The 17,235-nt window shown below is 64.0% G+C and carries 9 protein-coding genes; 4 read left to right on the forward strand and 5 right to left on the reverse strand.

Annotated features, from left to right (window positions below; translation table 11 throughout):
• The first annotated feature begins 202 nt into the window (after positions 1-202).
• The 4 genes from NKJ57_RS16895 to NKJ57_RS16910 all read left to right on the forward strand — a co-directional run bounded on the left by NKJ57_RS16895 (position 203) and on the right by NKJ57_RS16910 (position 8,534).
• Positions 203-3,184: a sarcosine oxidase subunit alpha gene (locus NKJ57_RS16895; protein WP_352511550.1), complete on the forward strand. Its 2,982-nt coding sequence runs from the start codon at positions 203-205 to the stop codon at positions 3,182-3,184.
• Entirely contained in the window at positions 3,162-3,794 is a 633-nt protein-coding gene (locus NKJ57_RS16900; RefSeq protein ID WP_352511548.1) for a sarcosine oxidase subunit gamma, read from the forward strand. Before NKJ57_RS16895 ends, NKJ57_RS16900 begins: the two co-directional genes overlap by 23 nt.
• Positions 3,795-4,148: 354 nt before the next feature.
• Positions 4,149-6,518, forward strand: coding sequence for a trimethylamine N-oxide demethylase (locus tag NKJ57_RS16905; protein WP_352511546.1), 2,370 nt, complete (start codon positions 4,149-4,151; stop codon positions 6,516-6,518).
• A 306-nt stretch (positions 6,519-6,824) separates the two neighbouring features.
• Positions 6,825-8,534, forward strand: a complete 1,710-nt coding sequence (locus NKJ57_RS16910; protein WP_023668560.1) for a trimethylamine N-oxide permease — start codon at positions 6,825-6,827, stop codon at positions 8,532-8,534.
• Between the two features lie 61 nt (positions 8,535-8,595).
• Here NKJ57_RS16910 and NKJ57_RS16915 read toward each other — a convergent pair whose 3' ends face one another.
• The 5 genes from NKJ57_RS16915 to NKJ57_RS16935 form a co-directional block, all read right to left on the reverse strand.
• A complete protein-coding gene (locus NKJ57_RS16915) occupies positions 8,596-9,951 on the reverse strand; it encodes an LLM class flavin-dependent oxidoreductase (protein WP_352511544.1) in 1,356 nt (451 codons plus the stop codon).
• A gap of 275 nt (positions 9,952-10,226) precedes the next feature.
• The gene (locus NKJ57_RS16920; RefSeq protein ID WP_352511543.1) at positions 10,227-13,364 is read right to left on the reverse strand and encodes an efflux RND transporter permease subunit; all 3,138 of its coding nucleotides are present in this window, start codon (positions 13,362-13,364) and stop codon (positions 10,227-10,229) included.
• Positions 13,365-13,612: 248 nt separating this feature from the next.
• A complete protein-coding gene (locus NKJ57_RS16925) occupies positions 13,613-14,752 on the reverse strand; it encodes an efflux RND transporter periplasmic adaptor subunit (RefSeq protein ID WP_352511542.1) in 1,140 nt (379 codons plus the stop codon).
• Positions 14,753-14,810: 58 nt separating this feature from the next.
• Positions 14,811-15,416, reverse strand: a complete 606-nt coding sequence (locus NKJ57_RS16930) for a TetR/AcrR family transcriptional regulator (RefSeq protein ID WP_286461551.1) — start codon at positions 15,414-15,416, stop codon at positions 14,811-14,813.
• A 163-nt stretch (positions 15,417-15,579) separates the two neighbouring features.
• Positions 15,580-17,220 (reverse strand): acyl-CoA synthetase, encoded by a 1,641-nt coding sequence (locus tag NKJ57_RS16935; RefSeq protein WP_352511541.1) that lies wholly within the window; start codon positions 17,218-17,220, stop codon positions 15,580-15,582.
• Positions 17,221-17,235 lie beyond the last annotated feature (15 nt).

Below are 17,235 nucleotides of genomic sequence, written 5' to 3' on the forward strand. Positions count from 1 at the left end.
CCCGCAACCCTGCCCAACCCCCCCCCCCCCCAAAACCCCCCCCCCCCCCCCCCCCCCCTGGGGGGGCGGCCCCCCCCCCGGGCGGGGGGGGGGGCGGTGCCGCACCCCCACCCCGCTGCTGCGCAGCGACCCTCCCCACAAGGGGGAGGGTGAAGAGCGCGACGGTCCCGCCTGGCATTGGATCGATGAGAGGCCGGCCATCGTGAGTTCCAGCCAATCCCATCGTCTCACATCCGGCGGTCTCATCGACCGCTCGGCGCCGCTCAACTTCCGCTTCGATGGCAAGAGCCTCTCCGGCTTCCAGGGCGACACGCTGGCGTCGGCGCTGGTCGCCAATGGCGTCAAGCTGGTCGGCCGCTCGTTCAAATACCATCGTCCGCGCGGCATTCTGACTGCGGGCTCGGAAGAACCCAACGCGCTGGTCGAACTGCGCACCGGCGCACGGCGCGAGGCCAACACCAAGGCCACGACGGCCGAACTGTATGAAGGCCTCGAAGCGGCAAGCCAGAACCGCTGGCCCTCGCTGCGCCACGATGTGATGTCGGTGAACCAGCTGTTCGCACCGATCTTCGTCGCCGGCTTCTACTACAAGACCTTCATGTGGCCGGCAAAATTCTGGGAAATGGTCTACGAGCCGGCGATCCGACGCGCCGCGGGTCTGGGTCGCGCGGCGGTCACCCCCGATCCGGATCACTACGACAAGGCCTGGGCGCATTGCGATGTGGTGATCGCCGGCTCCGGTCCGGCCGGTCTCGCCGCCGCACTCGCTGCAGGCCGCAGCGGTGCGCGCGTCATCCTGTGCGAAGAAGATTTTGCGCCCGGCGGCCGTCTGTTGTCGGATGGCGGCACGATCGACGGTCTGCCGGCCGCGGAGTGGCTGTCGCGCACACTGGCCGAGCTCAGCTCGATGCCGGATGTCCGCATCATGACCCGCACGACCCTGTTCGGCGTCTATGACGGCGGTACCTATGGCGCGATCGAGCGGGTCAACGATCATCTGCCGGTGCCGCCCGAGCATCAGGTGCGCCAGCGCCTGTGGCGCATCGTGGCCAAGCGCTGCGTCGTCGCCGCCGGCGCGATTGAGCGTCCCATCGTCTTTGCCGGCAATGACACGCCCGGCGTGATGATGGCGTCCGCCATCCGCACCTACGTCACACGTTATGCGGCGACGCCGGCAAAGCGGATCGCGCTGTTCACCAACAATGAGGATGGCTGGCGCACGGTCGAGACGGCACTCGGCGCCGGGCTGCAGATCGCGGCGGTGATCGACGCGCGGCCTGACGTCTCGCCTGCCCATCGTTCTCTCGCTTCCAGGAACGGCTTCACCGTGCTGCATGGTTCGGTCAGCGGCGTCGACGGCGGCAAGGACGGCGTAAGAAAAATAGCGGTGTCGCTGACCGGCGGCGCGCGCGCCGAGGTCGAGGCCGACGGGCTTGCCGTTTCCGGCGGCTGGAATCCGGCGGTCGGGCTCGCCTCTTACCATCGCGGCCGGCCGAAATGGCGAGACGACATCGCCGCCTTCGTGCCGGACGGCGCGCCGCCCGGTATGGTCGCCGCAGGTGCGGCTAATGGCGACTTCGGGCTAGGCGCCTGCCTGCGCGCAGGTTTCGAGGCCGGCGCCGCAGCGGCGCATGACGCCAGCCGGATCGGCAATGCGGGATCGGCACCGGTCGCCGACGACGAGGCGTTCTCGCTGACCCCGCTCTGGCATGTCGCTGGCAAAGGCAAGGCTTTCGTCGACCAGCAGCATGATGTCACCGCGTCCGACATCGAGCTGGCGCAGCGCGAGGGTTTTGAATCGGTCGAGCACCTGAAGCGCTACACCACGCTCGGCATGGCGACCGACCAGGGCAAGACGTCCAACGTCGCCGGCCTCGCCATCATGGCGGCGGTAACGGGCAAATCCATTCACGAGACGGGCACGACCATCTATCGCCCGCCCTACGTGCCGGTCGCCATCGGCGCTTTTGCCGGCCACCATCGCGACGAAAATTTCCATGCGACGCGGCTGACGCCGTCGCATCACTGGGCGGCCGAACAAGGCGCGATTTTTGTCGACACCGGCCTGTGGAAGCGCGCGCAATGGTATCCGCGCGCCGGCGAGAAAGACTGGCTGGAATCGGTCACCCGCGAGGTCAAGGCGGTGCGCGGCGGCGTCGGCTTCTGCGATGTGTCGACGCTGGGCAAGATCGATGTGCACGGCCCCGATGCCGGCGCCTTCCTCGACCGCGTCTACATCAACACCTTCTCAAACCTTGCCGTGGGAAAAGCCCGCTACGGGCTGATGCTGCGCGAGGACGGCCTCGTCTATGATGACGGCACGACCTCGCGGCTGGCCGATGACCATTATTTCCTCACCACGACCACGGCGAAGGCCGGGCTGGTGATGCAGCATCTCGAATTCTGCCGGCAGGTGCTATTCCCCGAACTCGACGTGCAACTGACCTCGGTCTCCGACCAGTGGGCGCAATTCTCGATTGCCGGGCCAAGGACGCGAGACCTGTTGAAGGAAATCGTCGACCCTGCCGAGGACCTTTCGAACGAAGGTTTTCCATTCATGGGCGTGCGCGAAGTCGCTTTGCGCGGCGGCATCAAGGCGCGGCTGTTCCGCATCTCCTTCTCCGGCGAGATGGCGTTCGAGATTTCGGTGCCGGCGCGTTACGGTGAAGCGATGGCACGCAATTTGATGCTGGCGGGAAAACCGTTCGGCGTGACGCCGTATGGCACAGAAGCCCTCGGCGTCATGCGCGTTGAAAAGGGCCATGTCGCCGGACCGGAACTGAGCGGCACGACGACCGCCGCCGATCTCGGCCTCGGCAAGATGATGTCGACCAAGAAGGATTTCATCGGTCGCGTCATGGCCGGCCGCGAGGCGCTGGTGGCGCCGGACCGGCAGGTCGTGGTCGGCATCAAGCCGGTCGACAAGGCGCGCCGCCTGCGCTCCGGCGCGCACATCATCCCGAAGGGCCAGACGCCCGGGCCTGATAACGACCTGGGCTACGTCACCTCGGTCTGCTTCTCGCCGACGCTCGACCAGTGGATCGGTCTCGGCCTTGTCGAGCGCGGCCGCGAACGCATCGGCGAGATCGTCCACGCGCATGATCCGCTGCGCGGTGAAGACTACGATATCGAACTCTGCAATCCCGTCTTCTACGATCCCGATGGAGGGCGCCAGCGTGGCTGACTTTTTCTGGGATGTTCGCAGCTCGCTCGAGCGCGCGCTCGCTCCTGGCGCTTGCGGCCCGCAAGGCGATGCCGGTGTGTCGCTGACCGAGATCCGCAATTTCGACCTCGTCCAGGTGATGGCACGGCGCGGCAAGGCGGGTGATTTGGCCGAGGCCACGAACGCTCGTTTCGGCGTCGCGGCTCCGGAAACGCCGAAGGCAGTTGGCACCGCTGATGCGACGCTGATCTGGTCGGGACCGGATCAGTTTTTTGTCCTGTCGAAGGGTGGCAGGACTGAGGTGCTCGCTCAGACCTTTGCATCTTCCGCTTCGCTATCCGACCAATCGCATGCACGCGTGCTGATCAGCATCTGCGGCCTCAAGGCGCGCGCCATGCTGGCGAAACTGTCGTCGATTGATTTGCATCCCGATGCGTTTCCGGTTGGCGCTGCTGCCGCGACCTCGATGGATCACACCAGCGTCACGCTCTGGCGTGGTGGTGACAAGGCGGATGGGCAGGCGGTGTTCAACCTCCTGGTGTTTGCGACGTTTGCCGAAAGTCTGTGGCACACGATGTTGGATTCGGCTGCGGAGTATGGTGTGGCTATCGGGCATTCCGAGGAGCTTTAGCTCGATAGTTTCAGATGTTGGCGCCGCCCCTCATTGCCCTGCCGGGCATTTCTCCCCGTATAGTGACGGGGAGAAAGAAGCTGGTCGCAGCCTCGGCGCTCGTCCTGCAACGTTGGCGATTGGCGAAGCCGGCGACGACAGCGTCCTTCGCCCCGTTTACGAGGAGAAGATGGCGGCAGCCAGATGAGGGGCAGCGCTGACGTTCGGAAGATAGGGCTGATCGGCAAGGTTCGGCCTTAGCGACCGCGGCGAGAACGCCACCCTCCACCTTGCCAAACCCAACCGCGCTGCTATTCTTGCTGCTAAAATAATTTTACACACAGGCAAACTTGTTTCTCGAACCGCAAGGCTGAGATGAGCCAGTCGCCCTACCCCTCTGTCGCAGCCGGACCGCCGCGGCCGAGCCTCATCCTGAGGCCCGGCCAGATCGCGCTGCCGCCGGGCATGGAGCGCCATACTATCCTGGGGAATGGCGCGGTGCTGATCGAGGTCGAGGCCGGCGATACGTTCACCGTGCGCAATGTCGAGGGCGGGCAGGCTTGCGAGTTGCTGGCCTGGGACAGGACCGGCGCCACCGATCCTTCCATCCTCGGCGAAAAGTCCAACAGCAATGCCGCCGGGATCAAGGCGCTTCTGGCCGAGGGCGATGACAGCCTGGCTTCCGTCCGTCGTGGCCTTGAGCGCCGCCAGGTGCAGCTCGACGAGCCCAAGGCGGTGCGTGTGTTCGGCGGCGCAACGCCTGCCGGCACCGAGCAGGCATTCACGGTCAGGCGCGACGGCGCGATGCTGATTGCCGCACCCGGCGGGCCGATGCTCGTCGACAGCCATGATACGGCAACGCCGCTCACCGTCATGGTGCGCCGCGCCACCGTGCGCCTGAAGACAAAGTCGCAGCTGGCCGATCCGCTTGCCGATCCGGTGCTCGATCTGCGCGTCCATGCGGCGACAGCCGAATCCTATTTCGTCAAGGCGGGCGACTACCTGCAGATCATCGATGTCGACGGCCGCCAGTGCACCGATTTCCAGTGCTTCTCGGCGCGCAAGCTGGACAAGGGGCTGGACCATCCGCTCGACGTAACGACCACGCGCACGCTGATGGGATCGAGCTACCCGATGCCGGGCCTGCATTCGAAATATTACGACCAGGACATGGAGCCGCTGGTCGAGGTTATCCAGGACACATGCGGGCGACACGACGCATTCGCGCTGGCGTGTGCCGCCAAATATTACGATGACATCGGCTATCCCGGCCACACCAACTGCTCGGAGAACTTCAATCGCGCGCTGGCCGACAAGGGCGTGACGCCCCGCGCCGGCTGGATGGCGATCAACTTCTTCTTCAACACGGAGATCGACGCCCATGGCGTGATGGTGTCGGATGAGCCGTGGTCGCGCGCCGGCGACTATGTCCTGCTCAGGGCGCTCACCGACATCGTCTGCGTCTCCTCCGCCTGCCCCGACGACACGACGCCGGCCAATGGCTGGGATCTCACCGACATCCATGTGCGAACCTATTCCGGCCAACACAAATTCTCGCGAGCGATCGCCAGACGCATGACGCCCGATTCGGAACCGAAAATGACCCGCGAGACCGCCTTCCATTCAAGCTTCGCCAAGCACACCCGCAACTTCGTGGAATACCGGGGTTATTGGCTGGCCAATTCTTTCGCCAAAGAGGGGCCGATCGCCGAGTACTGGGCCTGCCGACAGGATGCCGTGATCATGGACCTGTCGCCGCTGCGCAAGTTCGAGGTCACCGGTCCCGATTCCGAAGCGCTGCTGCAATACACGCTGACCCGCGACGTCAAGAAGCTCGGCGTCGGCCAGGTCGTCTATTCCGCCATGTGCTACGAGCATGGCGGCATGATCGACGACGGCACGCTGCTGCGGCTCGGCAAGGACAATTTCCGCTGGGTCGGCGGCGATGACCTGTCTGGCGAATGGCTGCGCGAGACGGCAAAGAAGCTTGGCCTCAACGTGCTGGTGCGCTCGTCCACCGACCAGATGCACAATGTCGCTGTCCAAGGGCCGAAGAGCCGTGACATTTTGCGAGAGGTGGTCTGGACCTCGCCGCTGCAACCGTCGATCGACGAACTCGAATGGTTCCGCTTCGCTGTCGCGCGCATCGGCGGCGGCAATGGCATTCCGGTCGTGGTGTCGCGCACCGGTTATACCGGCGAGCTCGGCTACGAAATCTGGTGCCACCCACGCAACGCCGAAAAAGTGTTCGATGCCATCTGGGAGGCCGGCCAGCCGCACGGGCTGAAGCCGATGGGCCTTCAGGCGCTCGACATGGTGCGCATCGAAGCCGGGCTGATCTTCGCCGGTTACGAATTCTCCGACCAGACCGACCCGTTCGAGGCGGGCATTGGTCTCACCGTGCCGTTGAAGACCAAGACCGACGATTTTATAGGCCGCGAGGCGCTGATAAGGCGCAAGGAACATCCGCAGCACAAGCTCGTCGGCCTCGACATCGACAGCAATGTTGCGGTCGGCCATGGCGACTGTGTCCATATCGGCCGCGCCCAGATCGGCGTCGTCACCTCGGGCATGCGCTCGCCGGTGCTGAACAAGAACATCGCTCTGGCGAGGCTTGACGTCACCCATGCGGCCACCGGCACAGAGGTCGAGATCGGCAAACTCGACGGCCACGCCAAACGGCTGCCGGCGCGCGTCGTGGCCTTCGCCCACTACGATCCGCAAAAGACCAGGCCGCGATCCTGAGGGTTGTACCCCCGGCCCTTCGCAGGCTCAGGGCGTTCGAAGCTCGAAAGCAATTGGCTTTCCGTCCGCTACCGCGGACCGCTTCTCACCCCACAAGGGGAGAAGGACAAAGCGAGCGTTTCGCAACCGTGATGTGCACGACGCCACAAATCACTTGACGTGAAAGCGCGCCGGATCAATCTTCACTGTTAAGAAAAAAATACGACTGAGTGGAAACACTGGAGTCGTGCGGTCATGTACCGGGGAACAAGCTTCGCGAAGCCGAGGCATCACCGGCCGGGAACACAAAATGGGGAATTCAGACAGATGAGCACGATTACCACTGCCCTGGAGCAGCCCGCTGAAGGCAAGCTGCTCCGCAACATCGACTGGCGCGGCGCCTTCTGGGTGGCGAGCGGCGTTCCTGCCCTTGTCCTGTTTTCGATCGGCGGCATTGCCGGAACGACGGGAACGCTGGCCTTCGGGATCTGGATCGCTTCCATGATCATGGGCTTCCTGCAATCCTTCACCTATGCCGAGATCGCCGGCCTGTTCCCGAACAAGTCGGGCGGCGCCTCGATCTACGGCGCCACCGCCTGGCTGCGTTATTCCAAGTTCATCGCGCCGCTGTCGGTGTGGTGCAACTGGTTCGCCTGGTCGCCGGTGCTGTCGCTGGGCTGCTCGATCGCCGCCGCCTATATTCTCAACGCGCTGGCGCCGGTGCCGCTGTTCACCGAGGCGTCGCCGGACGTCGTCGCCTATATCGCGGCGCATGCCGGAACGGTGCCTGCCGACGCCATCGCCGCGGTGACCGCGGCGGCCACGCCGGCGATCCGCAACTGGACGCTGTTCAGCCACACGCTAGGTCCTGTCTCCTTCACCCTCAATGCCACTTTCTTCATCGGCGCGGTGCTGATGCTGATCATCTTCTCGATCCAGCATCGCGGCATTCTCGGCACCGCCAATGTGCAGAAGTATATCGGCCTCCTGGTCATCATCCCGATGCTGATCGTCGGTGTCGTGCCGATCGTCACCGGCCAGATCAACTGGGCGAACTTTTCGCCGCTGGTGCCGCTGGCGGCGGCTTACGCGCCGGAGCCCGGCTCGTGGAACATTGCCGGCTGGACGCTGGTGCTGGGCGGCATGTTCATCGCCGCATGGTCGACCTATGGTTTTGAGACCGCCGTCTGCTACACATCGGAGTTCAAGAACCCGGGCACCGACACGTTCAAGGCGATTTTCTATTCCGGCCTGCTCTGCATGCTTCTGTTCATCCTGGTGCCCTTCACCTTCCAGGGCGTGCTGGGCCTCAACGGCATGCTGGCGACGCCGATCGTCGACGGCTCGGGTGTCGCCGATGCACTGGCCGGCATGGTCGGGGGTGGCGCATTGATCCACAGCCTCTTGGTGATGCTGATGATCCTGGCGCTGGTGCTGTGCATCATGACGGCAATGGCCGGCTCGTCGCGCACGCTCTACCAGGGCTCGGTCGATGGCTGGCTGCCGCGCTATCTCAGCCACGTCAACGAGCATGGCGCGCCGACGCGCGCCATGTGGACCGATCTCGTCTTCAACCTGATCGTGCTGGCCATCGCCTCGGCCGACGCGACGAGCTTCTTCTTCATCCTCGCCGTGTCGAACTGCGGCTACATCATCTTCAACTTCCTCAACCTCAATGCCGGCTGGATCCACCGCATCGACAACGGCCACATCAACCGGCCTTGGAAGGCGCCGAGCTGGCTGCTCGGTCTCGGCGCCATCTTCGCCTATGTAAACGCCATCTTCATGGGCGCCGGCGCCAAGGTGTGGAACCCGATGGCGCTCTGGGCCGGCCTGATCACAGCCGCCTTGATCATCCCGGTGTTCTGCTACCGGCACTACGTCCAAGACAAGGGCAAGTTCCCCGACCACATGCTGGCCGACCTCGGCATGGCGGGCGCAGACCTCTCGGTCAAAAAGGCAGGCATGCTGCCCTACCTGACGCTGGTCGCCGGCCTGGTGGTGATGCTGCTCGCCAACTGGTACTTCGTCATCTGAAAGTGATGGCTTGAAAAGAATGGGCGCGCTTCGGCGCGCCCGTTTCTTTTTGTGGCAGACGTCAGCCGGCCTTGCGGATGACCGCTTCGGAGCCTTCGAAGAACCGGTTCGGCGGACGCTTCAGGCCGAGATTCTCGCGCAAGGTCGTGCCCTCATACTCGCGCCGGAAGAGCTTTCGCCGCTGCAGCTCGGGCACCACCTTCTCGGCGAAGTCGTCCAACCCGGCTGGCAGATAGGGGAACATGACGTTGAAGCCGTCTGACCCCTCGGCAAGCAACCATTCCTCCATCGCGTCGGCGATGGTTTTAGGCGTGCCGACGAAGGCAAGGCCGGAATAGCCGCCGAGCCGCTGCGCCAGCTGGCGGACGGTCAAATTCTCCCGGCGCGCCAGCTCGATGACGCGCTCGCGGCCGCTCTTCGAGGCATTGGTTTCGGGGATTTCGGGCAAGGGCGCGTCGGGGTCGAAGGCCGACGCGTCATGGCCGAGCGCGATCGACAGCGAGGCAATGCCGCTCTCGTAATAGACCAGGCTGTCGAGCTTGGCGCGTTTGGCCTGTGCTTCCTCGACACTGTCGCCGACGATGACGAAGGCGCCGGGCAGGATCTTGATGTCGTCGCGCGAACGGCCGAGCTTCTCGGCCCGGCTTTTGACATCGGCAAAGAAGCGCTGCCCGGACGCCAGATCGGAATGGGCGGCGAAGATCACCTCCGCCGTTTCGGCTGCCAGCTGCCGCCCGGCCTCAGATGCGCCGGCCTGGACGATGACCGGCCAGCCCTGCACCGGCCGCGCAATGTTGAGCGGGCCGCGCACCGAGAGATGCTCACCCTTATGGTCGAGCACATGCAGCTTCGCGGGATCGAAATAGAGCCCGCTCTCGGCGTCGCGGATGAAGGCGTCGTCGGCAAAGCTGTCCCAGAGGCCGGTCACCACATCGTAGAATTCCCGCGCATTGTGATAGCGCTCGTCGTGCTCGACATGCTCGTCGAGGCCGAAGTTCAGCGCGGCGTCGGGATTGGATGTGGTGACGATGTTCCAGCCGGCGCGGCCGCCGCTGATATGGTCGAGCGAGGCGAAGCGGCGGGCAATGTGATAGGGCGCGTCGAAGGTCGTCGATGCGGTGGCGACAAGGCCGATATGATCAGTGACGGCGGCGAGCGCCGACAGCAGCGTGAACGGCTCGAACGAGGTCACCGTGTGGCTGCGCCGTAGCGCCTCGATCGGCATGTTGAGAACGGCCAGATGGTCGGCCATGAAGAAGGCGTCGAACTTCGCCGCCTCAAGCGTCTGCGCGAAGCGCTTCAGATGGGCGAAGTTGAAGTTGGCATCGGGATATGAGCCGGGATAGCGCCAGGCCCCGGTGTGAAGACTGACCGGACGCATGAAGGCGCCGAGCCGCAATTGCTTATTGTCTACCATGGGATGATCACCTGATGCGAATGAGCGTTGCCGCTCCGATATGTAAGCAGGATCGGACGGCTTTGCCGTCCTGGAAAGGAATTCTGTTTTGCAAAACCGGCGCCGCGAAGCATTTTCATACAGGTGGCCGTTCAACCTATTTTGATGAACCCGCCTGGTGTTGAGATACTTGCCTGGGTGCTCGGTGCCACCGGCAAGGCGAAAGCCAGAACGCCGCACGTCAAGCGTACGGCGTTCCAGCATTTTCCAAGGAAGATCCTGTGCCCCAGCAGCGCCTACTCGGCGGCCAGCGCCAGTGGCGGCCTGTCATTGTCCTGCACCGCCTCATCAGCCGGCTTCCTGCCTTTCTTCGGCTCGCGGCCGAAGAACAGCGCGTAGCCTGCCGGCAGCACCAGGATGGTGAGTACGGTGGCGACGAGGATGCCGCCCATCATGGCGTAGGCGAGCGGTCCCCAGAACACCGCACGCGAGATTGGGATCAGCGCCAGCACCGCCGTCATCGCCGTCAGCACGATTGGCCGGAAACGGCGCACGGCCGAGCCGATGATGGCCTCCGATCGGTCCATCCCCCTGGCGATGTCCTGATCGATCTGGTCGACCAGGATGATCGAGTTGCGCATGATGATGCCGAGCAGCGCGATGACACCGAGGATGGCGACGAAGCCGAACGGCGCGCCGCTGATCAACAGAGCCGCCGCCGCACCGATGATGCCGAGCGGACCGGTGGCGAGCACGAGCATCGCCTTGCCGAAATGCTGCAGCTGGATCATCAGGAGCACGACGATGACGGCCAGCATGATCGGCGCCTTGGCGGCAATCGAGGCCTGGCTTTCGGCGGAATCTTCCGCACCGCCCTGGATCTCGATCTTGTAGCCGGGCGCCAGGCCGGCGCGCATGCCCTGCATATCATTGTAGAGCTTGGTGACGACGTCGTTCGACTGCACGCCATCCGGCAGCGTGGCGCGCACCGAGATGGTCGGCAGGCGGTCGCGCCGCCATTCGACGCCCTGCTCGAGCACCGGCACCACCTTGGCCACCTGCGACAGCGGCACGAAGCCGCCGAAATCGGTCGGGATATAGACCGAGTCGACCGAGGACAGCAGGCTGCGGCTGGCGTCCGGTTCGCGGGCGACGATGGAAACCGTCTCCTCACCATCACGGAAGTCATCGAGCGGCGCGCCGGACATCGCTGCCTGCAGCATCTGGCGGATGCGCTGCGAGGTGACGCCAAGCGCACGGGCGCGGTCCTGGTCGATGACCAGCTTCATCGCCGGTACCGGCTCCAGCCAGTCGTCATGGACGGCGCCGAGGAGCGGATTTTCGGCGAATTTCGCCTTCACCTGGTCGGCGATGCGGCGCACCTCCTGGCGGTCCGGACCCATGATGCGCATCTGCACCGGCCAGCCGGTCGGCGGGCCGAGGAACAGACGGTCGACCTTGGAGCGGATCGAAGGGAAATCCTGCGCCAGGACTGAGCGCAGCTTGAGGATCAGCCGCTCACGTGCCGGCTCGTCATTGGCCATCACCAGAAGCTGCGCATAGTTCGGATTGCGCAATTGCTGGTCGAGCGGCAGGAAGAAGCGCGGCGCGCCTTCGCCGATATAGGTGGCGATGAAGCGCTTGTCCTTGTCGTCCATCATCCGTGCTTCCAACGCTTTGGCCTGCGTCTCGACTTCCTTGATCGAGGTTCCCTCAGGCAACCAGAGATCGACGAGGATTTCCGGCCGCGAGGATTGCGGGAAGAAGTTTTGTGGGATGAACTGGAACGCCCACAGGCTGGTGGCGAAGGTGACCAGCGTCATCGCCAGAACGATGATGCGGTGGCGCACCGCCCAGCCGACCGTGGCGCGCAGCCGCCGGTAGAAGCCGGTGTCGAAGGCGTCATGATGGTTGCCGGCATGCTTGCGCTGCTTGAGGATCATGTAGCCCAGCCACGGCGTGAAATAGACGGCGACGAACCACGACACGACCAGCGCGATCCCGACGACATAGAACAGCGTGCGTACATATTCGCCGGCGGTCGAGGCGGCGAAGCCGACCGGGATGAAGCCGGCGATGGTGATCAGCGTGCCGCTCAGCATCGGGAAGGCGGTCGAGGAATAGGCGAAGCTCGCCGCCTCGATCTTGACCAGCCCCTCTTCCAGCTTGCGCTCCATCATCTCGACGACGATCATGGCGTCGTCGACCAACAGCCCGAGCGCGATGATCAGGGCGCCGAGCGAAATGCGCTGCAGATCGATGCCGAGCTCGTACATGATGGCGAAGGTGGCGGCCAGCACCAGCGGAATGGCAATGGCGATGACCAGGCCGGAACGCCAGCCGATCGACAGCAGCGAGACAGCAAGCACGATCAGCAGCGCCTCGCCGAGCGCCTCCATGAACTCGTTGACGGCGTCCTTGACAACCTCGGGCTGGTTGGAAATCTGGTCGACCGCAACGCCGTAGGGCAGCGCTTCCTCAAAGCGCTTGTAGGTCGCCTCGACATCCGTGCCGACGTCCCTGACGTTAAAACCCTTGGCCATGACGACGCCGACCTGGACGCTTTCGTGGCCGTTGAAGCGGTACTTGCGCTGATAGGGATCTTCGAGACCGGAACTCACGGTGGCAATATCGCCAAGACGTGTCACCTGACCACCGGCGCGCAGGCGCAATTCCCTGATGTCGGCAGCCCTGGTGACATCGCCCTCGACCGAGATGCGCACCGAGCGCAGCCCGGTGTCGACGGAGCCCGCCGGATCGACATTGTTCTGGCCCTTGATGGCGTTCTGCAGGTCGGTCAGCGTCAGGTCGCGTTCGGCCAGGGCCTTGGACGAGACGTCGATATAAAGCTTCTCCGGCTGGTCGCCGATGATGACGGCCTTCTCGACGCCCGGCGTCGTCAGCAGCATGTCGCGAGCCTGGGTGGCGAATTTCTTCAGCTCCGGATAGCTGTAGCCGTCGCCGCCGATCGAGTGCAGGGTGATGAAAGTGTCGCCGAACTCGTCGTTGAAATAGGGCCCGAGCAGGCCTTGCGGCAGGTCGCCGGAGATGTCGCCAACCTTCTTGCGCACCTGGTAGAAGGCGTCCTTCACCTCCTCTGCATTGGTGTCGCCCTTGATCTGGACGGTGATGATGGCGCTGCCGGCGCGGGTGTAGGAACGGACGAAGTCGAGGTGCGGCGTTTCCTGCAGCTTGCGCTCGATCTTGTTGACGACCTGGTCTTCCATCTCCTGGATCGAGGAGCCCGGCCAGATCGCCTGGACGACCATGACGCGGAAAGTGAAATCGGGGTCTTCCTTCTGGCCCATGCGCATCAGGCCGAGCGCGCCGGCAATGATGATCAGACCGAACAGGAAGCGCGCGATCGAGGGATGGCCGATGGCCCAGCGCGAAAGATTGAAAGGCTGCTTTTCAGTGCTGTCGGTGGTGGTCATCGGCGTCAGTCCAATTCGTTGATCGTGCGCGCATGCGCTTTGCATGCAGCTAGGATATTCCGATGCTGGCTTCCGGGCGGCGAGGCTTTCCGAGCGGAGAGACACTCATCGCGGTGGGACGCGCGGATCGATGCGGGGGAACTCGATCTTGGCGTCTCGACCATCGGGCGCTCGCCGCCCGGAAACCCTGAATTCGCTTGCCCAGCCCTTTCGCCGAAGCGACGATCAAGCCGGCTTCATGCCTGCGGTCAGCGCAGGGCCTTTGCGGCATCGCCTTCCGCAGAGGCGGCCTGGACCGCATCGCCGGTCAGCTTGACCTTGAGATTCTCGGTCATGAACTGGGTGCCGGCGGCAACGACGACATCCCCCGGCTTGAGCCCGTCGGCGACGCTGACGCCGTCGGCGGTGAACTCCGCAACCTTGACCAGGCGCTCGTGCACCGTCTCGCCGGCGCGGTCGACGGTCCAGACAATCTTGCGACCATCCTTTTCCGCAAGCGCGCTGAGCGGGATCGACACCATCTCCTGCTTCTTGGCCACCGAGGCCTCGATGTTGGCGGTCATGCCGAGCAGCACGCGCGGGTCGTCGGGCAGCGAGACGCGGACGGCAAAGGTGCGCGACTGCTGGTCGGCGCTGCCGGCGACTTCACGCACTTTGCCGGAGAGCGCCAGCGCGTCATCGGACCAGAAGCTGGCCTTGACTTCCTTTCCCGGCTTGAAGGCGGCGATGTCCATTTCGGGAACCGCGATCAGCACTTCCTTTTCGCCGTCGACGGCAACGGTCATCACAGGCGTTCCGGCGCCGACCACCTGGCCGACATCGGCCGAGACCGCCGTGACGATGCCGTTCTCGCTCGCCTTGAGATCGGTGTAGACGACCTGGTTCTGCGCCTGGGCAAGGGTAGAGCGGGCGGCATCGCGCGTCGCTACCGCCTGGTTGTAGCTCAGCGTCGCCTGTTCGAGTTGCGACTTGGAGGTGAAGTTCTTGGCAAAAAGCTGTTCGGCGCGCTTGCGGGACAGATCGACCGTCTCGACCTGCCGCTCGGCGGCGTCGAGGCTGGCCTTGGCGCTCTTGACCGACAGCTCATAGTCCGTGGGATCGATACGGGCTAGCACATCGCCTGTCGTCACATGCTGGCCGATGTCGACCAGGCGCTCAGTGACCTTGCCCGAGATGCGAAAGCCGAGGTTCATTTCGGTACGGGCTCGCACCGAGCCGGAATAGGTGAGTTCGCGACTCTTTTCGGCCTGGCCGATCTCGACCACCTTGACCGGACGGATGATGTCCTGGACCTCGGTCTTCTCCTGGCTGCAGGCGGCGAGCCCGAGCGTGGCGACGATCAGGCCGGCGACCGGCAGCTTGCGGATGATGGAACTGGACAAAGACACTTTCGTGCTCCCGACTGGAGATGAACGGTCGACACCGGCGCCCGGCGGGCGGCGGCTATTACTTCAGAGCCTTGATCGCGTAATCGATGAGATCGTCGGGCATCGCCCGATTGGTCTTGGCAAGGCATTGCGCCACCATTTGGGGGTGACACAGAATAACGGTGGCGGCGCCGAAGCAGCGCGATGCGATGACCGGATCCTGGTCGGCAAACTCGCCGGCCTCGATGCCCTCGCGGATGACCTCGGCAAACAGGTCGTGAATGCTGTCGATATGCTTGTCGATGACGCCCCAGTCGCGCTCGAGCGCCACGATGACCATTTCGTGGACCTTCTGGTCGTCGAGCATGACTTCCAGTGTCATCTTGTACTGCGCATGCACGTAGCGGCGCAGCCGCTCCTCGGCGCTGATCGGCAACCGGGAAATCTCGTAGGCCATGTTGTAGCTGGCGAGGAGCATGCGGCCGCAGACGGCCTGGTGGATTTCGACCTTGGAGGCGAAGAAACGGTAGATGTTGGCCGGCGACATGCCGAGTTCGCGGGCGATGTCGGCGACATTGGTCTTGCCGTAACCATAGTGCCGGAACAGGCGTTCGGCACAGTCGAGAATGCGGGTGACATTCTCCTGGCGGGTGGCGTCGGCCATTATGCTGGCGGCTTCGGACATGGCTCTCTGTCGATTTATTAGTGACGAATTTCAACTTTCGTCAGTCGTAAATCGAAAAGAGGGAAGTGTCAATGCGAATTCGACGTACGCGTATAATTTGGTGACGGAAGGTGACAGAGGGGGTGGGCGCCAACTCGACCTCGCGTGCCGTTGCGCTCTGGAACTAAGATCCCTTCGCCATTTCCCGCAGCTGAAACTTCTGGATCTTCCCCGTCGATGTCTTCGGGATCTCGGCAAAAATCACCGCCTTCGGCACCTTGAAGCGGGCGAGCAGCGCGCGGCAGTGTTCGATGATCTCGGCCTCGCTTGCCGCCTTGCCGGGCTTCAGCTCGACATAGGCGACCGGCACCTCGCCCCATTTGTCGTCTGCCTTGGCGACGACGCCGCAGGACGCCACGGACGGGTGTTTGTAGAGGGCTTCCTCGACCTCGATCGATGAAATGTTCTCGCCGCCGGAGATGATGATGTCCTTGGAGCGGTCCTTGAGCTGGATGTAGCCGTCGGGATGCATGACACCGAGGTCGCCGGAGTGGAACCAGCCGCCGGCAAAGGCCTCTTCGGTCGCCTTCCTGTTCTTCAGATAGCCCTTCATGACGATGTTGCCGCGAAACATGACCTCACCGATCGTCTCGCCGTCGGCCGGCGTCTTCTGCATCGTCCCCGGGTCCATCACGGTCAGGCCTTCGAGTGCGGCATAGCGCACGCCCTGCCTGGCCTTTTTGGCGCTGCGTTCGCCCTTGTCGAGATCGTCCCACGCACTGTGCCATTCGTTGACGACCGCCGGGCCATAGGTCTCGGTCAGCCCGTAGAGATGGGTGACGGCAAAGCCGGCATCGGCCATGCCCGACAGCACCGCTTCCGGCGGAGGTGCTGCCGCCGTATTGAAGGTCACCGTCTGGGGGAACGTCCGCTTGTCCTCGTCCCTGGCGTTGATCAGCACCGACATGACGACCGGCGCACCGCACAGATGCGTCACGCCGTGGTCGGCGATGGCATCGTAGATCGGCTTCGGCCGCACCCAGCGCAGGCAGACATGGGTGCCGGCCTGGACCGCCATCGTCCACGGAAAACACCAGCCATTGCAGTGGAACATCGGCAGCGTCCACAGATAGACGGCGTGCTTGGCCATGCCGGCATGGATGGTGTTGGTGTAAGCCATCAGGGCAGCGCCGCGATGGTGGTAGACGACGCCCTTCGGATTGCCTGTCGTGCCGGAGGTGTAGTTGAGCGAGATGGCGTCCCATTCGTCGTCGGGCATCGACCAGGCGTAGCCCTGGTCACCGCCGGCGACGAACGCCTCATAGTCGATCGCGCCGATGCGCTCGCCCTTGGGATAGGGTGCATCGGCGGCATAGTCGGGATCGTCATAGTCGATGACCAGCGGCTTCACCTTGGCCAGTGCCAGTGCCTGTTTGACGACAGCGGAAAATTCGCGGTCGACGACGAGGACCTTGGTCTCGGCATGGTCGAACTGGAACGCAATGACGGCGGCATCGAGCCTTGTGTTGAGCGAATGCAGCACCGCTTTGGTCATCGGCACGCCGAAATGCGCCTCCAGCATCGGCGGCGTGTTCGACAGCATCACCGTGACGGTATCGCCCTTGCCGATGCCGCGCTTCGACAGCGCCGAGGCGAGCTTCAGCGAGCGCCGCCAGAAGGTACGATAGGTGATGAGCTGGCTACCATGAATGATGGCAACATGGTCGGGATAGGTGCTTGCCGCCCGCTCCAGATATGTGAGCGGCGTCAGCGGCTGGTGGTTGGCGGCGTTCTTGCCGAGATCCTGATCGTAGGGACTGCCCATCCCGTGCTCCCCGAG

This window comes from Mesorhizobium sp. M0077, from assembly GCF_040322955.1.
GTDB lineage: Bacteria > Pseudomonadota > Alphaproteobacteria > Rhizobiales > Rhizobiaceae > Mesorhizobium.